This is a genomic window from Amycolatopsis sp. NPDC051372 (assembly GCF_040682095.1).
Classification (GTDB): domain Bacteria; phylum Actinomycetota; class Actinomycetes; order Mycobacteriales; family Pseudonocardiaceae; genus Amycolatopsis.
Window position 1 is genome coordinate 504,978 of sequence record NZ_JBFBAF010000001.1, and the last position, 21,627, is coordinate 526,604.

Below are 21,627 nucleotides of genomic sequence, written 5' to 3' on the forward strand. Positions count from 1 at the left end.
GGGGCTTCCCCGCACTGCGGGGGAAGCCCCTTCGGCGGTTCAGCCCGCGGTGACCGCGGAGGGGAAGCGTTCCGCGATCCGCTGCTGGCTCACCTTGGGCGTCCAGCGGTCCTCGATGCCGGCCCAGATGTCTCGCAGCTTCGGGATCACCTGAGTGCCGAACAGCTGGTTGTTCATCGCCGCGACCTCTTCGGGCAGGTTGCCCACGTGCATGCACGTGATGAGCTGGCCGATCCGCAGGTCTGTCACAAGGTCGCGCACGCGCTGCTCCACCCGCTCCGGCGTGCCGGCGATGATGTAGCCCAGCTCGTCGTACTCCCAGAAGGACAGTTCGCCGTTCTGAGCCTTCATGCGTTCCTCATTGGACATCGTGCGCGCCCGCGTGAGGTTGGCCCGGATCGACGGCAGCGAGTTGTAGCCCGGCGGTGTCGCGAATTCCAGCGCTGTGGGGTTTTGGCGGTAGAAGTACTTCACGGCGTCGCCGTAGAGCCGCTCGGCCTCGGCGTCGCTGTCGGCGCAGCAGATGATCTGCGTGAACGCCATGCGGTTCGGGTTCGTGTCGGCGCCCTGCTGCTCGGTGTAGTCCCAGAAGCCCTTCACGATCGGCTCGGCGCTCTGCTTGCCGCTGAAGGAGAGGTAGCCGTAGCAGTAGTTGAAGGCGTTGACCACGTCCCACGTCTCCACGCTGCCGCTGCCCGGGATCCACACGGGTATCTCGTCCTGCACCGGCCGCGGCCACGTGTTGACGTAGCGCAGCTTGGTGTACTTCCCGTTGAAGGGGAACGGTTCCTCGGCCTTCCGCGCGCGGGTTATGAGGTCCCGGGCTTCGTGGAAGCGGTCGCGGAGCTCGATGGGCGGCACGCCGTAGGAGAAGGCCGTGTCCATCGGGGTGCCGAACACCATGCCGGCGATGATGCGGCCACCGGAGATGGTGTCGAGCATCGCGATCTCCTCGGCCACTCGCACTGGCGGGTTGTACAGCGCCAGCGAGTTGCCGCACAGCGCGATCGCGGAGTTCTGCGTGGTCCCGGCGAGGATGGCGGCGATCAAGTTGGGCGACGGTGTCATCGCGAGTGATGTTTGGTGGTGTTCGTTCAACAACAGGGAGTCCCAGCCGAGGCCGTCGGCCTGTTGCATCAGGCGCAGGTAGGTGTGGTAATCCTCGTGCACCTGCGACGGGTCGGCCACCGACGCCGGCGGCGTGACCCATGAGCTGTGCACGGTGCGGCCGTAGTCGTCGGGAAGCTTGGTGTAGTACTGCTGCGCGAACCAGTGGAACTTCACGTGCGTACCTGCCTTTCGAAGGAGTTGGGGGTTCAGCCCGCTGCCATGGATCCGCCGTCGACGCGGTAGGTCTCGCCGTTGACGAACGCCGACTCGTCGGAAGCCAGGTACAGCACCATGTTCGCGATGTCCGACGGCAGCCCGGCGCGCGGCGACGCGGTGCCGGCCAGCGACTTCTCCGGGAGATCGGGCACAGCGTCGAGCAGCTGCTGGGTCTGGATCACGCCCGGGGCGATCGCGTTGCAGCGGATGCCCTGACGTCCGTGCTGCGCCGCGATGTACCGCGTCAGCCCGACAACGGCCGCCTTGGTGGTGCCGTACGCAGTGAGCCCGGCGCTCCCGCGCAACCCGCCGATCGATGCCATGTTCACAATCGAACCGCCCCGGCCGGCCTCGACCATGTGCGGAAGTGCGAATTTGCACACCAGGAAAATGCTCCGTACGTTCGTGGCGAACGCCCGGTCCCACAGCGCGATGTCCGTGTCGATCACCGTGGTGTCGCCGAACCACGCGTCGGGACCCACGAGCGCGGCGTTGTTGTGGATCACGTCCACGCGGCCATGGCGTTCGATCACCGCGGCGACCATGTCCTCAATGGACTGCTGATCTGTGGCGTCGAATCGCACGGCGCTCGCCGCGTCGCCGATCTTCTCGGCCACGAGCTTGGCGCCGTCCTCGTTGATGTCCGCGACCACCACGGTCGCGCCTTCACGCGCGAGCGTGTAGGCGGTCTCGCGGCCGATGCCCGCCGCGCCCCCGGTGACCAGTGCGACCTTGCCGTCTACCCTGCCCATTTCGACGTCCTCTCAGGAATCCAGGAAAGCGGTGACCACGGACACGAACTCGTCTTCCTGCTCGACCATCGGGTAGTGCCCGGCCTCGTCGATCACGGTGACCTTGGCGTCGGGCACGAGCCGCGCGAACTCCTCGGCGTACGCGGTGGTGACGAGGCCGTCGGACGCGCCGTTGACCACGAGCGTCGGCGCGGAGATCAGCGGGAGCCGGCGCCGCAGGCCTCGGTCGGCGATGGGCCACATGAACTTCGTGGCCGAGCCGAGGTTGCCGGCGGAGAACAGGATCCCCGCGTGGGGGTCTTCGGGGTCGGGCACGAAGTTCGTCGGCTCCTGCTCGGGCGGACCGGCGTGCCACTTGGCGGCCTTCACGTCGGCGGCCGCGCCGAACGGGTCGAGCGAAGGCTGGTCGTCGAGCCAGATTCCGAACGGATCCACCAGCACGAGCCGCCGTACGAGTTGGGGAGCGATCACGGCGAGTTCGGCTGCGAACATCCCGCCGAGCGAGTGCCCGACAACGTCCACCTGCTCCAGTCCCCAGGAACGGACCAGTTCGCGGTGGAACAGGGCGACGTCGAGCACGTCGGTGAAGTGCTCGAACCCGGTCGACTTGCCGTAGCCCGGCAGCTCGGGCGCGAGCACCCGCCGGGACTCGGCAAGCCGCTTCAGGAAGCCGGCGCCGCCGGGGTGGCGCTCGTACCCGTGCAGGTACAGCAGGGGCGACCCGCTGCCGTCCTCCCAGAGGTCGACCTCGAACCGCCCGATGCCTGCGATGTCCAGCGTTGTCATGCGGGAACCTCCATTCCTCAGTCGGTGAACTGGCCGCCCGCCGGGTGCAGCATCTGGCCGGTGACGAACGACGATTCGGCGGACGCGAGCCACAGCACCGCGTTCGCCTGCTCGTCGGCGGTGCCGAGGCGGTTCATCGGCGTGATGCTCATCGCCGAGGAGTAGGCCGCCTCGTTGTCCTCGATGCCGGCGATCATCGGCGTGGCCGTGTAGCCGGGTCCCACGGCGTTCACGCGGACGCCGGTGGTGGCGAGCTCGAGGCCGAGGACCTTGGTGAGCATCCAGACGCCGGCTTTCGACGTGCAGTAGGGCGCCGCGCCGGCGAGCGGGATCTTCGCCGCGCTCGAGGCGATGTTGATGATCGAACCCCCGTCACCCTGCTCGAGCATTTGCCGGGCGAGCGCGCGGTCGGTCATCATCACGCCCAGCACGTTGACGTCCAGGACCCGCCGGAACGCCTCCGTCGCCAGGTTCACCACGTGCGTCGCGTCGCCGTTCTGCGCGCGGGTCTCGACGTTGCTCATCCCCGCCGCGGTCGCGATGCCCGCGGCCGCCACGCCGACGTCGACCCGGCCGAACTCGGCCACCGCCGCGGCGACGAGGGCGTCGCAGTCGGCTTCGCTGGTGGTGTCTGTTCGTTTGTACACAGCCTTTTGGCCGATTTCTTCCACCAGCCGTAAGGTTTCGCTCGCATCTTGCACGTCGCCGATCACCACGTGTGCGCCCTCGCGCGCGAAGCGCACCGCGGTGGCCCGGCCGATGCCGCTCGCGCCGCCCGTGACGACGGCGATCTTGTTCTCCAGTGCCATGACCATGCGCTCGACTGTGACCTGTGGCACGCGGGTGCGACAACGGAAGTTCGTGCGCGCTGCCGGCCCGCGGCATGTGCGGATTCCCATTGCCGCGGCGCCGGGCTCCCGCTGACGATGAGGTGGCCAAGTCAGCGCGAGTGACGGGTGGTTGATCGTGGAACGAGCTGGACAGCTGCACGTCGTGGGCCTCGGGGGCACCGTGCGTCCCGGATCGTCGAGTGAGCAGTCGCTGCGGATCGCGTTGCGGCACGCGCAAGAGCTGGGCGCGACCACGCACGCGTTCGCCGGGGCTTCGTTGGCCCAGCTGCCGATGTACGCGCCGGGCGGCGACGGCGGTGCGGTGGCGCGCGAGCTCGTCGACCACCTGCGCCGGGCCGACGGGGTGATCATCGCCTCGCCCGGCTACCACGGGTCGATGTCGGGGCTGGTCAAGAACGCTCTGGACTACGTGGAGGACATGCGTGAGGACCCGTTGTCGTACCTCGCCGACCGGGCGGTCGGGCTGGTCGTAGCGGCGCACGGGTGGCAGGCGGGGGTGACGACGCTGGGCGCGTTGCGCTCGGTGGTGCACGCGTTGCGCGGCTGGGTCACGCCGTACGGCGCGGTGGTGAACTCGCTGGAGACGCAGTTCGCCGACGGTGCCTGTGACCAGCCGCGTGTGGTGCAGCAGCTGCACCTGGTGGCCGACGAGGTGGTGCGGTTCGCGGGTCTCGTCGCCGCGGCGCGGGTCGCCTGATGGAGCTCTCGTTCGAGCCGCTGACGCCACTGTCCTATCTGGACCGCGCGGCGGCGGCGCACGGGTCTCGGGCCGCGGTGGTGGACGGCGCTTCTCGGTGGACGTACGCGCAGCTGCACGACCGGTGTCGTCGGCTGGCGGGGGCGCTGGCGCCGTTGGCCGGTGGGCGTCCGGTGGCGGTGCTCGCGCCGAACACGCACGTGTTGCTGGAGGCCAACTTCGGCGTGCCGTGGGCGGGAGTGCCGCTGGTGGCGGTGAACACGCGGCTGTCGGCGCGCGAGATCGCGTACATCCTCGAGCATTCCGAGGCTTCGGTGCTGGTGCACGATCCGGTGTTCGACCCGCTGGTGGATGAGGTGATGTCAAGTGTCAGCGGGGTGCGGCGGATCCGGGCCGGGGACGAGTACGAGGCGTTGCTCGCGGCCGCTGCCCCGCTGGCGTTGACGCCCGACGACGAGCGGGCCGTGCTGTCGATCAACTACACGTCCGGCACCACCGGTCGGCCGAAAGGCGTGGTGTACCACCACCGCGGCGCGTACTTGCAGGCGTTGACGATGGTGGGGCACGTGGGATTGTCACCATCTTCTGTGCATTTGTGGACACTGCCGATGTTCCACTGCAACGGCTGGTGTTTCCCCTGGGCCGTCACGGCGGCCGCGGCGACACACGTGTGCCTGCCGAAGGTCGAGCCCGCCGAGGTGTGGCGGCTGATCCGCGAGGAGGGCGTCACCCACCTCAACGGCGCACCCACGGTGTTGTCGATGTTGGCTTACGCACCAGAAGCCGCACCGGTCACTCCGACGGTGCGCGTGGCGACCGGTGGCGCCCCACCGTCGCCGGCGATCCTGCGGCGCATGGGCGAGCTGGGGTTCGATGTGACGCACCTGTACGGACTCACGGAAACCTTCGGACCGGCGATGATCTGCGACTGGCGTCCGGAGTGGAACGAGCTCGACGCGGCGGCGCAGTCACGGATGAAGGCACGGCAGGGCGTGGGGAACATGATCACCTGCGTCGTACGGGTGATCGGCGCCGACGGGGTGGACGTGCCCGCCGACGGAGTGACGGTCGGCGAGATCGCGTTGCGGGGCAACAACGTGATGCTCGGCTACTTCAAAGACCCCGAGGCCACGCGCGCGGCGGCGCCCGACGGGTGGTTCCGCACCGGTGACCTGGGTGTTCTGCATCCCGACGGGTATGTGGAACTGCGCGACCGCAGCAAGGACGTGATCATCTCCGGTGGCGAGAACATCGCGTCCGTCGAGGTGGAGCAGGCGATCGTGGACCACCCGGCCGTGCTGGAGGTCGCGGTGGTCGCCGCGCCGCACGAGCACTGGGGCGAGGTGCCGGCGGCGTACGTGACGCTGCACGCGGGCTCGTCGGCGACGGAGGAGGAGATCGTGGCCCACGTGCGGTCGCGGCTGGCGCGGTTCAAGGCGCCGAAGTCGGTGCAGTTCGGTGAGCTGCCGAAGACGTCGACGGGGAAGGTGCAGAAGTTCGTGTTGCGGGAGCGGGCGCGGCGGGGCCCGGCATGAGCCGGTAGAGCTGTAGGGCGACCTGCAGGTCGAGGGTGTTTTCGGGGTCGCGCCAGCCGGCCCCGTCGAGCACGTGGTCGATGCGTTCGAGGCGCTGGTAGAGCGTGTTGACGTGGATGCCGAGCGCGCGGGCCGCGGCGGGTGGGCTCTGGCCGCGGTCGAAGTAGCACTCGACGGTGGCCAGCAGGGACGAGCGGTGTTCGGCGTCGTAGTCGAGCAGCGGTCCCAGGGCCTGGCGGACGACGCGGTGTAGTTGGTCGGGGCCGACGTTGCCGAGGACTACGCCGACGACGCCCAGCTCGTCGAGGCCGGCGCCGCTGCCTTTTCGGCCGAGGGCAAGTAAAAGGCGGTGGCAGCGCAGGGCTTGGTGGTGGGTGGTGCGCAGCGCCGGGAGGTCGTGGGCCGGGCCGGCGGCTCCGGCGGTGACGGGGGTTCTCGCGTCGAGTTCGGCCGCGACGGCCCGGGCGATGGCGCCGGCGTCGTACCCGGGAAGGATCAGGACGAGGTGACCGTTCACTTCGCTCGCGAGGCCGCCGCGCCGGCCGGCGGCGCATTCGGCTGCGGTGGTGAGTTCTGGCGCATCTCCTGATACCACCACGATCACGTGAGGTTCGTTTTCCACCAGGACGGTGAACCTTTTCGCACACCGCGTGATGGAGTCCCAGTCGGGTTCGCGTTCGCCGAGGAGGTCTTCCACCAGCTCGTGGCGCAGATCTTGTTCGACTGTTGCCGTCTGGCGTTCGAGAAGTACCAGGAGTGTCGCGGTTTGTGCCGCGCGTTCGAGGGTGCCGAGTTCGGTTTCGGTCAACGGCTGGGTTCGGCCGAAGTACAGCCGCCCGTGCGTCTCGCCGCCGGCGCGCAGCGGGACGACGGTGCCGGTGCGGAACACGGCCTCGACCGGGATCCCGCCGGGCGCGGTGGCGGCGACGCGGTCGGTGCCCGTCTCGAGGGCGACGGTGCCGTCGAGCAGCCGCGCCATCGTGTCGGCCACTTCGCCGAGGTCGGCGCCTGCGAGTGCGAGCGGCATCAGGAGCTCGTGGGCGGTGCCGGCGAGCTCGAGCGCGTGGCGTTGTTCGGACATTTGCGCGTGGGTTTCACGCAGCTCTTCGGTGGTGCTGCCGAGCTGGCCGAACAGCCGCGCGTTGTCGATCACCACCGACGCGTGGTGCGCGAGCGAGGTCAACAAAGCGATGTCTTGTTGATCGAATGTTCGCTCGTGACGATCGGCTGCGAACAACGCACCGATCACCCGATGTCCCAGTTTCATCGGCACACCGGCGATGCTCACCACGCCGTCTTCCCCGACGGCGCTCGCCACCTGCGTTTCGCGGCAGATGCGCGGGTCGGTGAGGTAATTGGTGGTGGCGAACGGACGTCCGGTCGCGATCACGCGGCCGCCGACGCCAGAGCCGGGCCGTTGGCGCACCGAGCGGATCGGCGCGGTGACCGTGCCCGAGGTGACGCGCATGTAGGCGTCGCCGGTGTCGTCGTCGATGAGGGCGATGTAGGTGGAGTCGGTGGCCAGCAAGCGGCGGACGCGTTCGACGATGGCGCTGAGCACCTCGTCGACGTCTCGCAGCGAGGTCAGGTCGCGCGCGGTTTCGTACAGGGCTTGGGTTTCGCGTTCGCGCTGCGCCCTGCGGGCGAGGATGCCGCGGACGGTGCGTGCGTCCGCGATCGCTTGCCGCAAAAGGTTCTTCCGGTCTCCTTCGGGAAGCTGCCGGACGTGTGCCTCGACGGTTTCGAAATCAGTGGCAGGCGCCTCTTCGGCGAGCAGGAAGGTGAGGTGGGCGAGGACTTCGGCCGGAGTGTCTATTGTGGACGTGATGAGCGCTTCCGCTGTCATGACACCACCGGGATCTGGTCGATTACGCGCCGGAGTTGCAGGGCGATGCGCAGCGTGAGCGCGCCCGCGGGCTCACGCCAACGGCGATGCCCGAGCACTTGGTCGACGCGGTCGAGGCGCTGGTAGACGGTGTTGGCGTGCACCTGCAGCCGGCGCGCGGCGGCGCGCGGGTTCTCGCCGGCGGCGAAGTAGCCGTCGAGGGTTTCGGCGAGCAGGGAGCCGTGTTCGGTGTCGTAGGCCAGGATCGGGCCCGCGCTGTCCTTGACGAGCCGGCGGACGTGTTCGCGCGAGGCGCCGTCGAGCACCAGGCCGAGCACACCGAGGTCCGCCAGGCTGGCGGCGGTGCCCGCTCGCCCGAGCGCGACGAGCAACCGGTGGCAGCGCTCGGCTTCCCGGTGCAGGCTCCGCACGACGGGCGCGGTCGCGGCGGGTCCCGCCACACCGGCGGTGACGGTGCCGCCGGTCGCGCGCTCGAGGTGCTTTCTCGCAGATCGCACGGCTGCCGTCGCGTCGGTGCAAGGCACCAGCAACACGACGTGCCCTCCGTGCTCGGTCGCCACACCGCCGTGCGCCCGCACGTAATCGGCGGCGGCTCTCAGCAGACGTCTCCTCGTGGTGCCTGTCGCGGACAACACGAGAACCGTCTGCCGCACGGAAAAGTCGATCGCGCCGGACACCTTCGCGCGCCTGCGCAACGCCACCCAATCCGGCTCACGTTCGGCAAGTAACTCATCCACCACCTGCCCGCGCACCTGCTGTTCGGCAGCGGACATCTGACGTTCGACCAGCAACAACAGGGCCGCCGTCTGCGCCGACCGCTCGAGGATCCGCTTGTCGGTGTCCAACGGCTCAACCCGCCCCGCGAACACCAGATGCCCGAACGTCTCACTGCCGGCCCGCACGGGCACCGTCCAGGCGCGCCGGCCCAAGTCCCGCACCCGCCCGGGCCCGGGTTCGCCGGCCGACCACTCAGACGGCCCGGCCTTGGCGGGTTCATCGGGCTCGTTGGCCTGACGCTCAGGCAGCCCGGCCTTCTCGAGTTCATCGGGCTCGCCGGTCTGGTCGGGCTCGTCGGCGCGCCCGGTCGCGCGCCGGCCCCGCTCGGTTGCGGGTTCCCCCGACGGCTCAGCCGGATCCGCCAGGCCGTTCTCCATCAGGCCGTTCTCCATCAGGGGCATTCCAACGGCTTCCGCGGCGAGTACGGTCCCCTTCCGCGCGTTGCGGTCCCGCTCGCGGACCCGGCCGGTTCCCGGCTCGGCAGGCGGCTGGGCGGCCGGCTTCGGCACGCTGGTCTCCACCACCGGCGCCCAGCCGACTTCGGCGGCGCGCACGGGCGTCGTCCGCGCGTTCCGGCTCCGGTCTTCGCCGGGTGCGGATTCCGTCCGGGGCGGTTCCGGAGATCCGATGTTCGTCGGCGGTGTGCCGTCGGCTTTGTCGTCGGCTTTGACGGCGGGCGCGGTCAAGCGCGCGCCCTGGCCGCGGCGGTGGAGGGGCGCGGATTCCGGCTGTGACGGTTCCAGCCGATCGGCGTTCGCCAGGGGCATCCCGTCGGGTTGGTTGGTGCGCGAAGGCACCCTTCGGACGCTTGGTCGGGGGTGCTGTGCGCGGGCGGTGCTGGGGCTGTCGGCTGGCAGGTCCGGCAGCTCCGCGGGACTGGCGTTCGCCGGGGGTGTCCTGCCGGGTTGGTTGGTGCGCGAAGGCGCCCTCCCCGCGCTTGGTCGGGGGTCCCGTGTGCGGGCGGGGCCGGGGCTGTTGGGTGGCAGGTCCGGCGGCCTGTCCAACGGCTCCGAGGGATCGGCGTTCGCCGGGGGTGTCCTGCCGGGTTCGGTGGCGCGCGAAGGCACCCTCCGTGCGCTCGGACGTAGATCCCGTGCGCGGGTGGCCCCGGGGTCGTCAGGTGGTAGGTCTGGCAGCCGATCCAGCAATTCAGCCGGACCGGCCTTCGCCAGCGGTGTTCCGTCGGGCTCGGCCGCGAGGACGGCACCGTCGAGCGTCTCCGCGACGGCCGCCACCAGCTCGGCCAAGTCGGCGCGGCGCAGGACCATCGCCATCAGCTGTTCGTGGGCCGTCGCTGCCTGTTCGAGGGCTTTGTTGTGGCGGGCGAGCTGGTCGTTGGCGACGGTCAGCTCTTCGGCGGTCGCTTTCGTGGCTGCGAAGAGGCGTGCGTTTTCCAACACGATCGCTGCGTGATCCGCCAGCGAGCCCAGCAGATCGATCTCGGATTGTGCGAATGTTCGCTCGTCGCGGTTGGCTCCGAACAGAACGCCGATCACTTCCGCACCTACGCGCATCGGGACGCCGAGGATGCTCACGATCCCGTCCTCCGCCACGGCCGACGCGACGGAGTGCTTGCGGCGGATCCGGTCGTCGCGCAGGTAGTTGGCGGTGGCGAACGGGCGGCCTTCCTGCGCGACCCAGCCGCCGACGCCGTAGCCGGGCGGCTGGCGCAGCGATTCGATGGGCCGCGTGATCGTGCCGAGCGTGACGCGCATGTACGCGTCGCCCGTCTCCGGATCGACGAGCGCCATGTACGCCGCGTCTGTGCCGAGCAACCGTCGCGCGCGGGCGACGATCGCGTCGAGCGCGGCGTCCACCTCCCTCACCGAGGCGAGGTCACTGGCCGTGTCCAGCAGCGCCTGCATCTCCCGCTCGCGGCGCTTGCGGTCGGCGAGCAGCCCGCGGATGCGCGCGGCCCTGGTCAGTGTGAGGGCGACGAGCTCCCCATCACCCTCGCCCGCCAGGTCCTCGCCGAGCCGGTCGAACTCGCCCGTCGCGCCGGTTTCGTCGGCGAGCAGGTGCAGCAGCCTGGCCAGATCCCGTTCCGTGGTGGTCACACCGCCGTTGGTGTCCATCTCGTCTCCTCGGTGCCTGTTGACATCTTGACCACAGATGTGAGGCCCCGTCGACCAAAAGCCGCTGGATGGCGCAGTGCGTGTGCGTTCACCCACGTCCGACGTGCGGCTCGTGTACACCCTCCCGTTGTCGCGCGACCCGACGCGGCCGGATGCTCGTGTCTTCGAGAGGACGGTGCCCCTTGGCGACAGCGACCGTGAACGGCGTGACCCTCCACTACGACACCGCAGGCGAAGGCCCGCCGCTGCTGCTCATCGCCGGCCTCGGCGCCAACTCGAGCGCGTGGGCGGGCGCGGTGCCCGAACTGAGCCGCCGGTTCACCGTGATCACCTTCGACAACCGGGGCGTCGGCCGCAGTGCGGTGCCCCCGGGTCCGTACGCGGTGGACATGCTGGCCGACGACGCGGCCGCGCTGGTGCAGTTCCTGGACCTCGGTCCGGTCGCCGCCGTGGGCTGGTCACTCGGCGCGTCGGTGCTGCAGTCGATGCTGATCCACCACGGTTCGGTCCTGTCGAAAGCCGTGCTGCTCAACGGTTTCCCGTCGTACACACCCATCCAGCACGCCTGGCTCGACGCCGGCCTCGCCCTCCGCCGTGCCGACGTGGACCCGCTGGCTGTCGGCGTGATCGGCATGGCCTGGGCCTTCACCGCCCGCGTGTTGTCGGACCACGAAACCCTTGCCGCCCAGGCGAAACTGGCGGCGGACGACCCGTACCCGACGTCGCTGGAGGGCTTCGAAGCGCAAGCCGCGGGCCTGCGCGGCTACGACTCCCGCCCGGACCTGCCTTCGGCTCTGACCCCAACCCTCGTGCTCGCCGGCGCCGAAGACGTCCTGACGCCTGTGTCGCAGTCCGTGGAAATGGCTTCGCTGCTGCCGAACGCTTCGCTACGGGTCCTGCCGCGCGGAGGCCACGCCATGCTCCTGGAGTACCCGGACGACACCCTCGCCGCGATCACGGACTACCTGAGCTGATGAGCCTCGCCGCCGATCTGGACGTCGGAGCGCTCGCGGCCCTGGGCCGCGGCGAACCGGTGCTGCTCGACGACTGCCTGGTCCTCTCGGCCGAGCTGGTGACCACCGCGTCGATGGCCTTCCTCATCCGCTATACCAGCGGTTTCGCCTGCGTCGCCCTCCCGCGCGAGCGGCTGCGCGCCCTGCGCATCCCGCTGCTCCCCGCCGACGACACCGACTGCCCGCCGTTCGCCGTCTCCGTGGACGCCGCCGGCGGCACCACCACGGGCATCTCCGCCCACGACCGTGCCCTGACCGCGCGAACCCTCGCGGTCCGGACCACGACGTGGACCGACCTCACCCGGCCCGGCCACGTCGTTCCGATCCTGGCCCGCCCCGGCTGCACGGGCGTGGCGGAAGCGGCCGTGGAACTGTGCCGTCGAGCCGGCCTCGCCGCGGCGGCCGTGCTGGCCGTGGTCGAGGGCGAGGAGCCGGCACTCGCCGGCCTGCCGAGGTTCTCGGCAGTGGAGGTGTTCTGACTTCGCAAAGGTCAGGCTGTGAAGTTGACCTCCTCGGTGGTCACCGTGCCGGCCTTCCGGCCGGGCGCCGTGTGGTAGCTCCAGTACAGGTTCGTGTGTGCGATGACCTTGTCGGGCGTCGGCGCGCCGTACTCCGAGAGGTCTTCGGTGGTGTGCGCGTCGCCGATGAGGGTGGCGTCGTAGCCGCGCGCGATGGCGCCGTGGAGGGTCGAGCGGATGCACTCGTCCGTCTGCGCCCCCGAGACGAACAGGCGCCCGATCCCGCGCTCGGCCAGCACTGACTCGAGGTCGGTTTCCTCGAACGAGTCGGCGTAGGTCTTCTGGACCAACGCTTCCGAGTCCCGCCGGACGAGCTCCGGCACGTACTGCCACTTCTCGCTGTCACGCCGCATCTGGTCGCTGTTGTGCTGCACCCACACCACGTCGACGTCGGCGACGCGGGCTTTGTCGACGAGCACGCCGATGTTGGCGACGACCTTGTCGCGCTCGTGGGCGTGGTCGACCACGCCGTTCTGCACGTCGATCACGAGCAGGCCGGTCTTCGGGCGGTTGACGAGTGTGGTCATGGCGCCTCCTCCGTTCGGGTGGGTCGATGGTAAGTCTTGGGTCCGACAGTTTCGGGCCAAAACGTGGAGGACGCATGCTGCGCTGGGGAATCATGGGTACGGGCGGCATCGCCGGCGCCTTCGCGGAGGATTTGAAGCTCACCGATTCCGGCGTGATCGCCGCCGTCGGCTCGCGCAGCCAGGAGAGCGCCGACGCGTTCGCCGACCGTCTCGGCATCCCCACCCGCCACGGCAGCTACAAGGCGCTTGCGCAGGACCCGGACGTCGACGTCGTGTACGTAGCCACCCCACACCCGATGCACCACGACAACGCCATGCTCGCGCTGGCCGCAGGCAAGCCGGTGCTGGTGGAGAAGCCGTTCACCATGAACGCCGACGAGGCCCGTTCGCTGGTCTCCTTCGCGCGCGAACGCGGACTGTTCCTGATGGAAGCGATGTGGACGCGCTTCCTGCCGCACATCCACCACGTCCGCAGCCTGCTCCCGGAGCTCGGCGACATCGTCACCGTCTCCGCCGACCACGGCCAGTGGTTCGCCGAGGACGCCGACTTCCGCCTCTTCGCCCCGTCCCTCGGCGGCGGCGCGCTGCTCGATCTGGGCGTCTACCCGGTTTCGTTCGCGTCGATGATCCTCGGGACGCCGTCGGGCGTGGCCTCGATCGTTTCGCCGGCGTTCACCGGCGTCGACGCCCAGACGTCCATGCTCTTCGGCTACGACAGCGGCGCCCACGCGGTCCTCAACTGCACCCTCCGCGCCGCCTCACCCACCACGGCCTCCATCGTCGGCACCGACGCCCGCCTGGACATCGAAGGCGCCTTCTACGCCCCGGCCTCCTTCACCGTCATCCCGCGCGGCGGCACCCCCGTCCGCCACACCCACGCCGACCCCGGCCGTGGTCTCCGCCACCAGGCCGACGAGGTCGCCCGCCTCCTCGCGGCCGGCGCGCTGGAAAGCCCACTGATGCCGCTCGACGAGACCATCTCGATCATGGCGACGATGGACGAGGTGATCGCTCAAGCCGGCTGACGGTCCGGTCTCCTGTATCGGGCGCTATCCAAAGCTCGGGAGGGTTGCGGATGGCCCCGCAGAACCCCGATGCAGGGCGCGACGTGTGGCGGCCTGTGTTCGGGACTCGGCTGCCAACCGAGGAACGCCGGGGCGACCGGTGCTGCGACTTCGCTTCAGCCGCGGAGCGCACGGCCGCTCCCCGCCAGCCGGGGAGCGGACGGTGACCTGCGCGGGAACCTCGCCCAGGTTTGAGGCGCTGGCCGCGCCTCAGCGGTGGTCCAGCTCCTCGCCGGCCTGCCGCGCGACGGCGGCCCGCAGTTCCTCCATGCGCGTTCTCGGGCAGAAGGTCGCCGTGGTCGTGGAGGGATAGGTCGTTGAAGCTCCCCGCCGCGCCGCAGAACAGCCCGAGCGACGACCTCAGCGTGCGCCGCCGTTCGAGCGGGGTCTGCGCGTGTGCGAGCCGTTCGTGGTGCGTCCGGAGGAACGTCGCCGAGCCCGGTTCGTGCGGTCGGTGCACCTCGGCCGGCTCGGCGACATCGTTCAGCAGCTGATTGTCCACGCCACTCCTCGTCGCCGGGCCTTCGTCGCGAAGACTGGCCCGAGGTGATCGCAACCGTCCCGTGTCCGGGGTTGAGTAGTGCTACGGATCCGATCACCACCACCCATCCCCGACCCTGACCGCATGACCACGGACGCCGCCACGCTGCACCGCCTCGCCGACGCCCTCGACGACCTCGGCCGGCACATCGCCGCCGTCGGCACCGAACTCCGCTCCGCCGCGGCGCCCGGCACGTCGACCCCGGACCCGGCTCAGCAGGGTGGGGCGGTCAACCCGCTTGTCAAATCCGTCTCTCAGCCGCCAGTGCCGCCGGGCCGGCCGGTGACGCCCGCCGAGACGCAGCAGCCCGCTGCGGTCCAGGACCCGAGCCAGCCCGGGCAGGCGCAGCCTTCGCCGGCCGCTGCGCCGCCGCACGCCACCCCGCTGCCGGCCGCACAAGCGCAGCCCAGTCCGCAGCAGCCCGGCGGCGAGCAGTCGCAGGCTCAGACTGCCTCACCCCCGGGGTCGCTCCAGGCAGCTCCGCAGCTGACCCACCAAGTCGGGCCAGACCAGTCACCCCAGGCGGCTCCGCCGTCGATGCAGCAAGCCGGGCCGGACCAGTCGGCCCAGGCGGGTCCGCAGCCGACCTACCAAGCCGGACCACACCAGCCGGTCCAGGCGGGCCCGCAGCCAATGCACCCCCAGGCCGGCTCTCAGCCGTACTCGCCGTACGGCCCCGCCTACCAGCCCTACCCCGGCCCTTACACCTACCCGATGCCGCCCGCGCCCCAGCCGTACGCGCAGCGGCCCTACCCCGACACCAACCCCTTCCCGCCCTACACCCCGTCGCCCACGCTGAGCGAGCGGCTCGGTAAGGAGGGCGCCGGGTCGCGGTTGCTCGCGTGGGTCGGTGGGGCCGTGACGTTGCTGGGTGTCGTGCTGCTGCTGGTGCTCGCGGTGCAGCGCGGGTGGCTGGGACCGTTGCCGCGGGTACTCGTGGGGGCCGTGTTCGGTGCGGCGCTCGTCGGCGCGGGGGCGTGGCTGCATCGCAAGCCGGCCGCGCGCACCGGTGCGTTCGCCCTTGCCGCGACAGGGATCGCGACGCTCTACCTAGACGAGATAGCCGCCACCTCCCTGTACGAGTTCCTGCCCATCCCCGCGGGCCTCGCCGTCGGGCTCGTGACCGCGGTGGGTGGGCTGTTGCTCGCCGTCATGTGGGATTCCCCTCTGCTCGCCAGTTCCGTTGTTGTCGCGTGCGGCGTGTGCGCACCCGTGATCACCCAGGGCTTCACGCCGGAACTCGTGACCTTCTTGCTCATCATCCAGATCGCGACGGTGCCCGTCCAGTTGCGACGGTCGTGGTGGTCCCTTTCGCTCACTTCGGCAATTCCGCCCTTGACAGCGTCGCTGATCGGCACCGCGTTGCACACGCAGAACACCGGCGTCGCGGCGGCCGCCGGCTTCGTGAGCGCCGCGATTTCGATGATCATGTTGCGCCGCAAGAAAAATGATCCGACCCTGCTGGCCGTACTCGCCATCGCGCCGCTGCCCGTGTTGGCCGCCGCGGTGGTGCTTCCGAAGACACAGGCCGCGCTTTTGACGGGCGCGGTGGCGGTTGTCCTTGTCGCGACATGGCCGCTCGTGCGTGGCCAAGCCGGCACCGTCGCGGGTGTCGCCGGTCTGGTTGCCGCTTTGCAAGCCACTGTCACGGAATTCGACGGGGGTGCGGTGTTGCTCGGCGAAGCGGTGGCGCTCGCGTTCGCCGCTCGCTACACGAAGAACCGTTTCGTGCTCGGGGGTTCGCTGGCTTTCGCGGTGATCGGCGGGCTTGTCGCGATCGTCGTGGACGTGACGCCGGCGCTGCTCGTCGTCCCGAGTTCGCACGCGACTGCGGATCTGCTCGGCGCACTCGCCGCGGCCGCGCTCATGCTGGGTGCCGCGATCGCGATGACCTGGGCCGCTGTGCGTCTCGAAATCCTCAAGCCCAGTAAGCTTTTTCCGTGGCTTCCCGGCGGTCTCGCGGCCCTCTACGGCGCAGCCGGTCTGGTCCTGTGCGCGGCGCTCCTCGCGGTTCCCGGCCGGTCCGGTTTCCTGGTGGGCCACGCGTTGATCACCGTCTCCTGGACGGTCGCCGCCCTCGTCCTGCTTCTCCGCGGTATCGCTGTCGTCGCGCTTCGCGTGGTGGGTCTGGTGCTGGTCGCCGCCGCGGTCGCGAAGCTGGTGCTGTTCGACCTCGCGGCGCTCGACGGGCTCGCCCGAGTGGGTGCATTTCTCGGCGCCGGTCTGGTTCTTTTGCTTGCAGGGAGCCGATATGCGCGGATGGTCGCCTCGCGCTAGCGGAAACTGTCGGTGGGTTGTGGTTCTCTTGAACTCACCACTTCCGAGGGGAGATCGAAGATGCCGTACACACCCGACCCGAACCTGATCAAGCGCGCCGGCGAGCCCGTGGGCTGGCTGACCACCATCACGCCGAGGGGGCGCCCGGCACCGCGTCCGGTGTGGTTCGTCCTCGACGGCGACGACATCCTGGTGTTCAGCCAGCCCGACACCTCCAAGCTCCGCCACATCGCCGGCAGCCCGGAGGTGAGCTTTCACCTCAACAGCGACGAAAACGGCGGAAGCATCCTCGTCGTCAACGGCCGCGCTCACGTCGACGAGGGAAAACCCTCCGAAGCGCCGGGCTACCTCGACAAGTACGAGCCGTCCTACGTCGGCGTCGGATACGCAGCCGCGGCCGCGTTCGACGCGTCGTTCTCGGTGCGCGTCCGTATCGTCCCGGAGCGCTCCTGGGGGTTCTAGTTCAGAAGCCGACGTCCAGGCAGGCCAGCCGGGCGCCCGCGGTGCCGGCGTGACCGGGGTCGGTGTGCGTGTGGGTTTCGTGGATCACCACGGAGTGCGCGCGTCGTGAGTCGAACTTCCAGTCCACAGTGGACTTGGCGTGGCCCGTGCCGAAGCGGTCGGTGGTGAAGTCGAGCCAGATCTCGTTGCGCGGGTTCGCGTAGGCGGGGTCGACCGATGGCTTGACCGGGTCCGGCGTGTGCTGGAAGTGCGGGCCGGCGTCGTCACCGGTGGGGCCGCATGCGTTCGCGTGGGCGTGGGCGCCGTACTGGTGGTTCGGCAGCAGGCCGGTGAACACGAGCACGGTGGTGGCGCCGGTGGCGCGTGCGGACGTGCCGAACACGTGGGCCTGCGCGCCGCCCGGGACGAGGTCGGTGCGGTAGGTCACGGCGGGGGCGCCGGGGGCGTACCCGGTGAAGGTGCCGTGCGCGGAGGTGAAATGCACCGGGGTTGCCGCTTCGGCGGTGGCGCCGGAGAGGCCGGCCAAGCCGGCGACGAGAGCAGCGGAAAGGAGTGTGGAAGCGATTCGCATGGTCACTCTCTAGCCAGCGCGCGGACTGCGACGCCATGGGCGCCACCCGAACGTGTGAGCAGTTCCCCCGTCGTGGGCAGCATCGGGTGAAACCTTCACGGGGCCGGTCGGCCAGGTTCGAGGGGAGGGCGGGGCCTGGCGGTCGGGCTTAGTGTTTTGGCACGAAGCCGAGCTTGGAGTCCATCCGATGACTGACGCCGACGAGCAGCGCCGAGCCAACCCGTCCACCGCAGACCCCGCAGGAGCCGAATTCCGCCGTGGGGCCGGCCTCGGTTCGACCACCGACGGTGCACCGCCGGTGGAGGCCGACGGGGTCATCGACAACCGCGACGTGGAGCACACCGGGGAGACGCGCAACCAGAAGCTGCAGCGCAACGTCGGCGAGCTGCTTCAGGAGCTGCGTGTCGCGCAGGCCGGGGTGCAAATCCTGTTCGGGTTCCTGCTGGCGGTGGTGTTCACGGACCGGTTCCAGGCGGCCAGTGGGCTCGAGAAGGTGCTGCACCTGGTCGCGGTGCTGCTGGCGGTCGCCGCCACGGCGCTGCTCACCGCGCCCGCGGCGTGGCACCGGCTGCTGTTCCGCACGGGCCGCCGCGACGAGATCCTGCGCGTCGGCAACCGCGTCGTGCTCGCCGGCTTCGGGTGCCTAGCCGGGGCGGTCACGCTGACGGTCGCCCTCATCGCGAAGGTCGTCTACGGCACCGCCGCTTTCATCGCCGCGGGCAGCTTCACGGTCCTGCTGTTCGGCTTGCTGTGGTTCGTCGTCCCCTTCCGCCTCCCCAAGGACGACCCGATCCCCGCCAACCCGCTGCGGCCAGAGCGCGACCGGCAGGGCTGACCGGCCGACGAGCCGTGCCCGCGGGCCGGCCGGACCGCTGGCCTGCTGTTGTGGCGCTCTGGTGTTGGCGGGGCGGGGCGGGGCGGGGCGGCGCGGCGAGACGTTGCGGGCGCCGGGCTTGCGGGGACGGCTGGCACGGGGTTACAGCGGGATACCGGAACAACTCGCGAGAGTGGTCGCGTCGCGGCAGGACCGCTTGTGCCACTGCGGGTGCGGCGGGGCCACTGCCACTGCCACTGCCACGCTGCCACTGGCTGCTCGCGGTCACGATCAGGCGCGACCGAGCTGCTTGGGCCGCAGGCGAGCGCGACGGGACCGCCGCCCAGCCTGCTCGCGTCGCGAATCGGCGCGACCGGATCGTCGGCGCCGCAGCATGCACGCGCGATAGGTCCCGCCGCCGAGCCGGTACGAGGGGACCCTTCGCACCAGCTTGCGAGCGCAAGGGGACCGTTCGTACAACCTGCGAGCGCAAGGGGACCGTTCGCACAACCTGCGAGCTTGAGAGGGACCCATCGCACTAACGCGACCTCAACGCCATGCATCCCGGCCGCAGCGTGCCCATCGGGTCGGCGCGAACATCACAACGACTTTGCCGGAACCCTGCCCGGGAAGGCGGGGGCTGCGCGGTGATTGGGGAAGGGCTGGGGGATAAAGAGAAAAGGCACGCACCCAAACCAGAAGCAAGAGACCGGAGTAGGAAGCCCACCTCAAACACCCAGTCACAGCGGCGAAAAGCTCGGAACTGAGGCGGGGACCCGGCCTCATCCGAGAAACGCGGCGAAAAACCTCACACAGTCAGGTTGCCCCACGCGTAGTTCTGCTTGGCCAGCTTCAGGTACACGAACAGCTCCGTGGAGGTCACCCCGGGGATGGGGCGTACCTGGTCTCCCAGGACGGCCAGCAGGTGCTCGTCGTCACGGCAGAGAAGCGACGCCAGGAGATCGAAGCGGCCGGCGCAGAGGACCACCTGGTGGACGTCGGCGAGGTCCGACAGGCGGTTGGCGACCTCGCGCGCGTCGCCGCTTACGGTGACGCCGATCATGGCCTGGCGGGTCAAGTCGACGTTTTCGGGGGCCGTCACGGCGACGATCTGCATCATGTCGTCGCGCAGCAGGCGTTGGACCCGCTGGCGCACGGCGCCCTCGGAGAGTCCGACTGCTTTGGCCAATGCGGTGAACGAGGCACGGCCGTCGTTCTGGAGCAGGGCGATCAAGGTTCTGTCTGTGCCGTCCAACGCCTTCGGCGCGCGCAGCTCCTCGACCTTCGTACGGTTTCCGTCACCCATGCCGTCCCTCCCTGTGTTTCGGCATGTGATTCCTTAGGCGCGCAGCGTATCTGCCCTCGCGCCCGAACAGGAGTTTGTTTCGGGATTCACGCGATTCGCCGACCAGGCTGACGACGACGCCGAAATCAGTGGCCAAGGCGCCGTGGAGGTGAGGTTTTCGGTGTGCGGATGTGCGACGGCGCACACGGAGTGCCGGGCCCGAGCCCCTACCCGGTACCGTCTGGCGGCTGTGAATGGCCCAGAAGGGCCCCGAAAGAACGAAAAAGACCCGGAAGGCCTAACGAAGGCCTGGAGGGTCCGACCAAAATCCCACCCCCGCGTAAGGAGGACCGGTCATGCCCGAAGCCGTCGCGCTCGGCGCGCACCCCGCCCCGGCCGTGCCGGCCAAAGGGCTCCGGACAGGGGCTCTGGGCATGGTGTCGGCGACGGTGATCGGGATGTCGTCGACGGCCCCGGCGTACTCGATCGCCGCGACGCTCGGGTTCATCGTGCTCGCGGGCGCCGGCTTCAAGGCCGCCGCGTTCATCCTTCTGTCGTTCATCCCCGTGCTCTTCGTGGCCGTCGCGTTCCGCGAGCTCAACACCGCCGAACCCGACTGCGGCACCAACTTCACCTGGGCGACGCGCGCGTTCGGCAGCCGCGCGGGCTGGATGACGGGCTGGGTGGTCACCGTCGCGCAGCTGCTGGTCATGAGCAGCCAGTCGGCGCTCACCGGCCGCTACACGCTGCTCCTGCTGGGCGCGGACAGCCTCGCGGACAACCGCGCCGTGGCCACCGCCATCGGCTGCGCGTGGCTGCTCGGGCTCTGCTACCTGTGCTACCGCGGCATCGAAGTGTCCGCGCGCGCCCAGTGGATCCTGCTGGGCATCGAGCTCGCCGTGCTCATCATCTTCTCCGCCGTCGCCCTCGTCCGCGTCTACGAGGGCAGCGCCGGTCCGCAGGCAAGCCACCCGCAGTGGAGCTGGCTGTGGCCCAACGGGGTCGGTGTCGGCGCGGCCGTGTCGGCGGTGCTGCTGGCCGTGTTCATCTACTGGGGCTGGGAAAGCTCGCTGTCGGTCAACGAGGAGTCGGCCGACCCGCGCCGCGCGCCCGGCCGCGCCGCCGTGCTCTCGACGGTGCTGCTCGTGCTCAACTACCTGCTCGTCACGGTCGCCGCGCTCGCGTTCGCCGGTGTCGGAGAGAGCGGCATCGGCCTGGGCAACGAGGCCAACTCCGAAGACGTGCTGGCCGGCCTCGGCGGCGCGGTGTTCGGCGGTTCAGGGCTCGGCAAGGTGATGGGCCTGCTGCTCATCGTCTCCGTGCTCACCAGCGGCGCCGCCACCAGCCAGGCGACGATCATGCCCGCCGCGCGCACCACGCTGTCGATGGCGAGCCACGGTGCGCTGCCCAAGGTCTTCGGCCGCGTACACCCGAAGTACCGGACGCCGTCGGTCTCCACCTGGACGTTCGGCCTCGTCTCGCTCGTGCTCTACGTGCTGCTCGCGGTGTGGAGCGACAACGTGCTCTCGGACTCGGTCGACGCCGTCGGGCTGACCATCGCGATCGAGTACACGATGACGGCACTTGCGTGCGTCTGGGTGTTCCGCAAGACCCTTCTGACCAGCCTGCGCCACTTCGTCCTGCGCGGCGTGTTGCCGCTCGTCGGCGGGGTGTTCTTCCTGGCCGTGCTGGTGCTCGCGCTCATCGAATACGCGAAGCCGGACGCGGGGGAGACCACCGTGTTCGGCATCGGCGGCGTCGCGGTGATCGGGGTCGTGTCGATCCTGATCGGGTTCCCGCTGATGTTCGCCGTGCACCGCGCGTGCCGCGAGTTCTTCGCCGGCCGGCGCCTGCCCCGCGGGTCAATGGCGCGTGACGGCGAAGCCATCGGGGTCTGATTTAGGCTGGTG

18 protein-coding genes are annotated in these 21,627 nt (G+C 70.0%); 9 read left to right on the forward strand and 9 right to left on the reverse strand.

The window, feature by feature from the left end:
• Positions 1-39: 39 nt before the first annotated feature.
• The 4 genes from AB0M56_RS02315 to AB0M56_RS02330 are packed head-to-tail and all read right to left on the reverse strand — an operon-like array spanning position 40 to position 3,679.
• Complete coding sequence (locus AB0M56_RS02315; RefSeq protein WP_364170090.1) at positions 40-1,284, reverse strand: LLM class flavin-dependent oxidoreductase; 1,245 nt, start codon at positions 1,282-1,284, stop codon at positions 40-42.
• A 32-nt stretch (positions 1,285-1,316) separates the two neighbouring features.
• Positions 1,317-2,078 carry a glucose 1-dehydrogenase gene (locus tag AB0M56_RS02320; RefSeq protein WP_360585563.1) on the reverse strand — a complete coding sequence of 254 codons (762 nt, stop codon included), beginning with the start codon at positions 2,076-2,078 and terminating at the stop codon, positions 1,317-1,319.
• 12 nt (positions 2,079-2,090) lie between these two features.
• Positions 2,091-2,864 carry an alpha/beta hydrolase gene (locus tag AB0M56_RS02325; RefSeq protein WP_364170093.1) on the reverse strand — a complete coding sequence of 258 codons (774 nt, stop codon included), beginning with the start codon at positions 2,862-2,864 and terminating at the stop codon, positions 2,091-2,093.
• A 17-nt stretch (positions 2,865-2,881) separates the two neighbouring features.
• A complete protein-coding gene (locus AB0M56_RS02330) occupies positions 2,882-3,679 on the reverse strand; it encodes an SDR family oxidoreductase (protein WP_220245006.1) in 798 nt (265 codons plus the stop codon).
• Positions 3,680-3,830: 151 nt separating this feature from the next.
• Here AB0M56_RS02330 and AB0M56_RS02335 point away from each other — a divergent pair, with 151 nt between their 5' ends.
• Both AB0M56_RS02335 and AB0M56_RS02340 read left to right on the forward strand, forming a co-directional pair.
• The gene (locus tag AB0M56_RS02335) at positions 3,831-4,412 is read left to right on the forward strand and encodes an NADPH-dependent FMN reductase (protein WP_354864886.1); all 582 of its coding nucleotides are present in this window, start codon (positions 3,831-3,833) and stop codon (positions 4,410-4,412) included.
• Positions 4,412-5,947, forward strand: a complete 1,536-nt coding sequence (locus AB0M56_RS02340; RefSeq protein WP_364170096.1) for an AMP-binding protein — start codon at positions 4,412-4,414, stop codon at positions 5,945-5,947. Before AB0M56_RS02335 ends, AB0M56_RS02340 begins: the two co-directional genes overlap by 1 nt.
• On the opposite strand, the gene AB0M56_RS02345 is transcribed toward AB0M56_RS02340, so the two are convergent.
• Both AB0M56_RS02345 and AB0M56_RS02350 read right to left on the reverse strand, forming a co-directional pair.
• Entirely contained in the window at positions 5,844-7,793 is a 1,950-nt protein-coding gene (locus AB0M56_RS02345) for a GAF domain-containing protein (RefSeq protein ID WP_364170099.1), read from the reverse strand. The genes AB0M56_RS02340 and AB0M56_RS02345 overlap by 104 nt on opposite strands.
• Positions 7,790-10,645: a GAF domain-containing protein gene (locus tag AB0M56_RS02350; RefSeq protein WP_364170101.1), complete on the reverse strand. Its 2,856-nt coding sequence runs from the start codon at positions 10,643-10,645 to the stop codon at positions 7,790-7,792. Before AB0M56_RS02350 ends, AB0M56_RS02345 begins: the two co-directional genes overlap by 4 nt.
• Positions 10,646-10,827: 182 nt before the next feature.
• On the opposite strand from AB0M56_RS02350, the gene AB0M56_RS02355 reads away from it, so the two are divergent.
• The gene (locus AB0M56_RS02355; protein WP_364170104.1) at positions 10,828-11,619 is read left to right on the forward strand and encodes an alpha/beta hydrolase; all 792 of its coding nucleotides are present in this window, start codon (positions 10,828-10,830) and stop codon (positions 11,617-11,619) included.
• Positions 11,619-12,137: a 3,4-dihydroxy-2-butanone-4-phosphate synthase gene (locus tag AB0M56_RS02360; protein WP_364170106.1), complete on the forward strand. Its 519-nt coding sequence runs from the start codon at positions 11,619-11,621 to the stop codon at positions 12,135-12,137. The genes AB0M56_RS02355 and AB0M56_RS02360 overlap by 1 nt, the downstream gene beginning before the upstream one ends.
• 11 nt (positions 12,138-12,148) lie before the next feature.
• Here AB0M56_RS02360 and AB0M56_RS02365 read toward each other — a convergent pair whose 3' ends face one another.
• Positions 12,149-12,703 (reverse strand): isochorismatase family protein, encoded by a 555-nt coding sequence (locus AB0M56_RS02365; RefSeq protein WP_364170109.1) that lies wholly within the window; start codon positions 12,701-12,703, stop codon positions 12,149-12,151.
• A 74-nt stretch (positions 12,704-12,777) separates the two neighbouring features.
• Here AB0M56_RS02365 and AB0M56_RS02370 point away from each other — a divergent pair, with 74 nt between their 5' ends.
• From AB0M56_RS02370 to AB0M56_RS02380, 3 genes are all read left to right on the forward strand, one after another.
• Positions 12,778-13,728: a Gfo/Idh/MocA family oxidoreductase gene (locus AB0M56_RS02370; RefSeq protein WP_364170113.1), complete on the forward strand. Its 951-nt coding sequence runs from the start codon at positions 12,778-12,780 to the stop codon at positions 13,726-13,728.
• A 664-nt stretch (positions 13,729-14,392) separates the two neighbouring features.
• Positions 14,393-16,585, forward strand: coding sequence for a DUF2339 domain-containing protein (locus tag AB0M56_RS02375; RefSeq protein WP_364170116.1), 2,193 nt, complete (start codon positions 14,393-14,395; stop codon positions 16,583-16,585).
• Between the two features lie 60 nt (positions 16,586-16,645).
• Positions 16,646-17,047 (forward strand): pyridoxamine 5'-phosphate oxidase family protein, encoded by a 402-nt coding sequence (locus tag AB0M56_RS02380; RefSeq protein ID WP_364170118.1) that lies wholly within the window; start codon positions 16,646-16,648, stop codon positions 17,045-17,047.
• 1 nt (position 17,048) lies between these two features.
• Here the strand turns inward: AB0M56_RS02380 and AB0M56_RS02385 are convergent, their stop codons facing one another.
• On the reverse strand, positions 17,049-17,618 hold the full coding sequence (locus AB0M56_RS02385) for a superoxide dismutase (RefSeq protein ID WP_364170121.1): 570 nt from the start codon (positions 17,616-17,618) through the stop codon (positions 17,049-17,051).
• 331 nt (positions 17,619-17,949) lie between these two features.
• Between AB0M56_RS02385 and AB0M56_RS02390 the strand changes: the two genes are divergently transcribed.
• A complete protein-coding gene (locus tag AB0M56_RS02390) occupies positions 17,950-18,453 on the forward strand; it encodes a DUF6328 family protein (protein ID WP_364170733.1) in 504 nt (167 codons plus the stop codon).
• A 787-nt stretch (positions 18,454-19,240) separates the two neighbouring features.
• On the opposite strand, the gene AB0M56_RS02395 is transcribed toward AB0M56_RS02390, so the two are convergent.
• Entirely contained in the window at positions 19,241-19,738 is a 498-nt protein-coding gene (locus AB0M56_RS02395; protein WP_364170124.1) for an Lrp/AsnC family transcriptional regulator, read from the reverse strand.
• A gap of 335 nt (positions 19,739-20,073) precedes the next feature.
• Between AB0M56_RS02395 and AB0M56_RS02400 the strand changes: the two genes are divergently transcribed.
• Positions 20,074-21,615 (forward strand): APC family permease, encoded by a 1,542-nt coding sequence (locus AB0M56_RS02400; RefSeq protein ID WP_364170127.1) that lies wholly within the window; start codon positions 20,074-20,076, stop codon positions 21,613-21,615.
• Positions 21,616-21,627 lie beyond the last annotated feature (12 nt).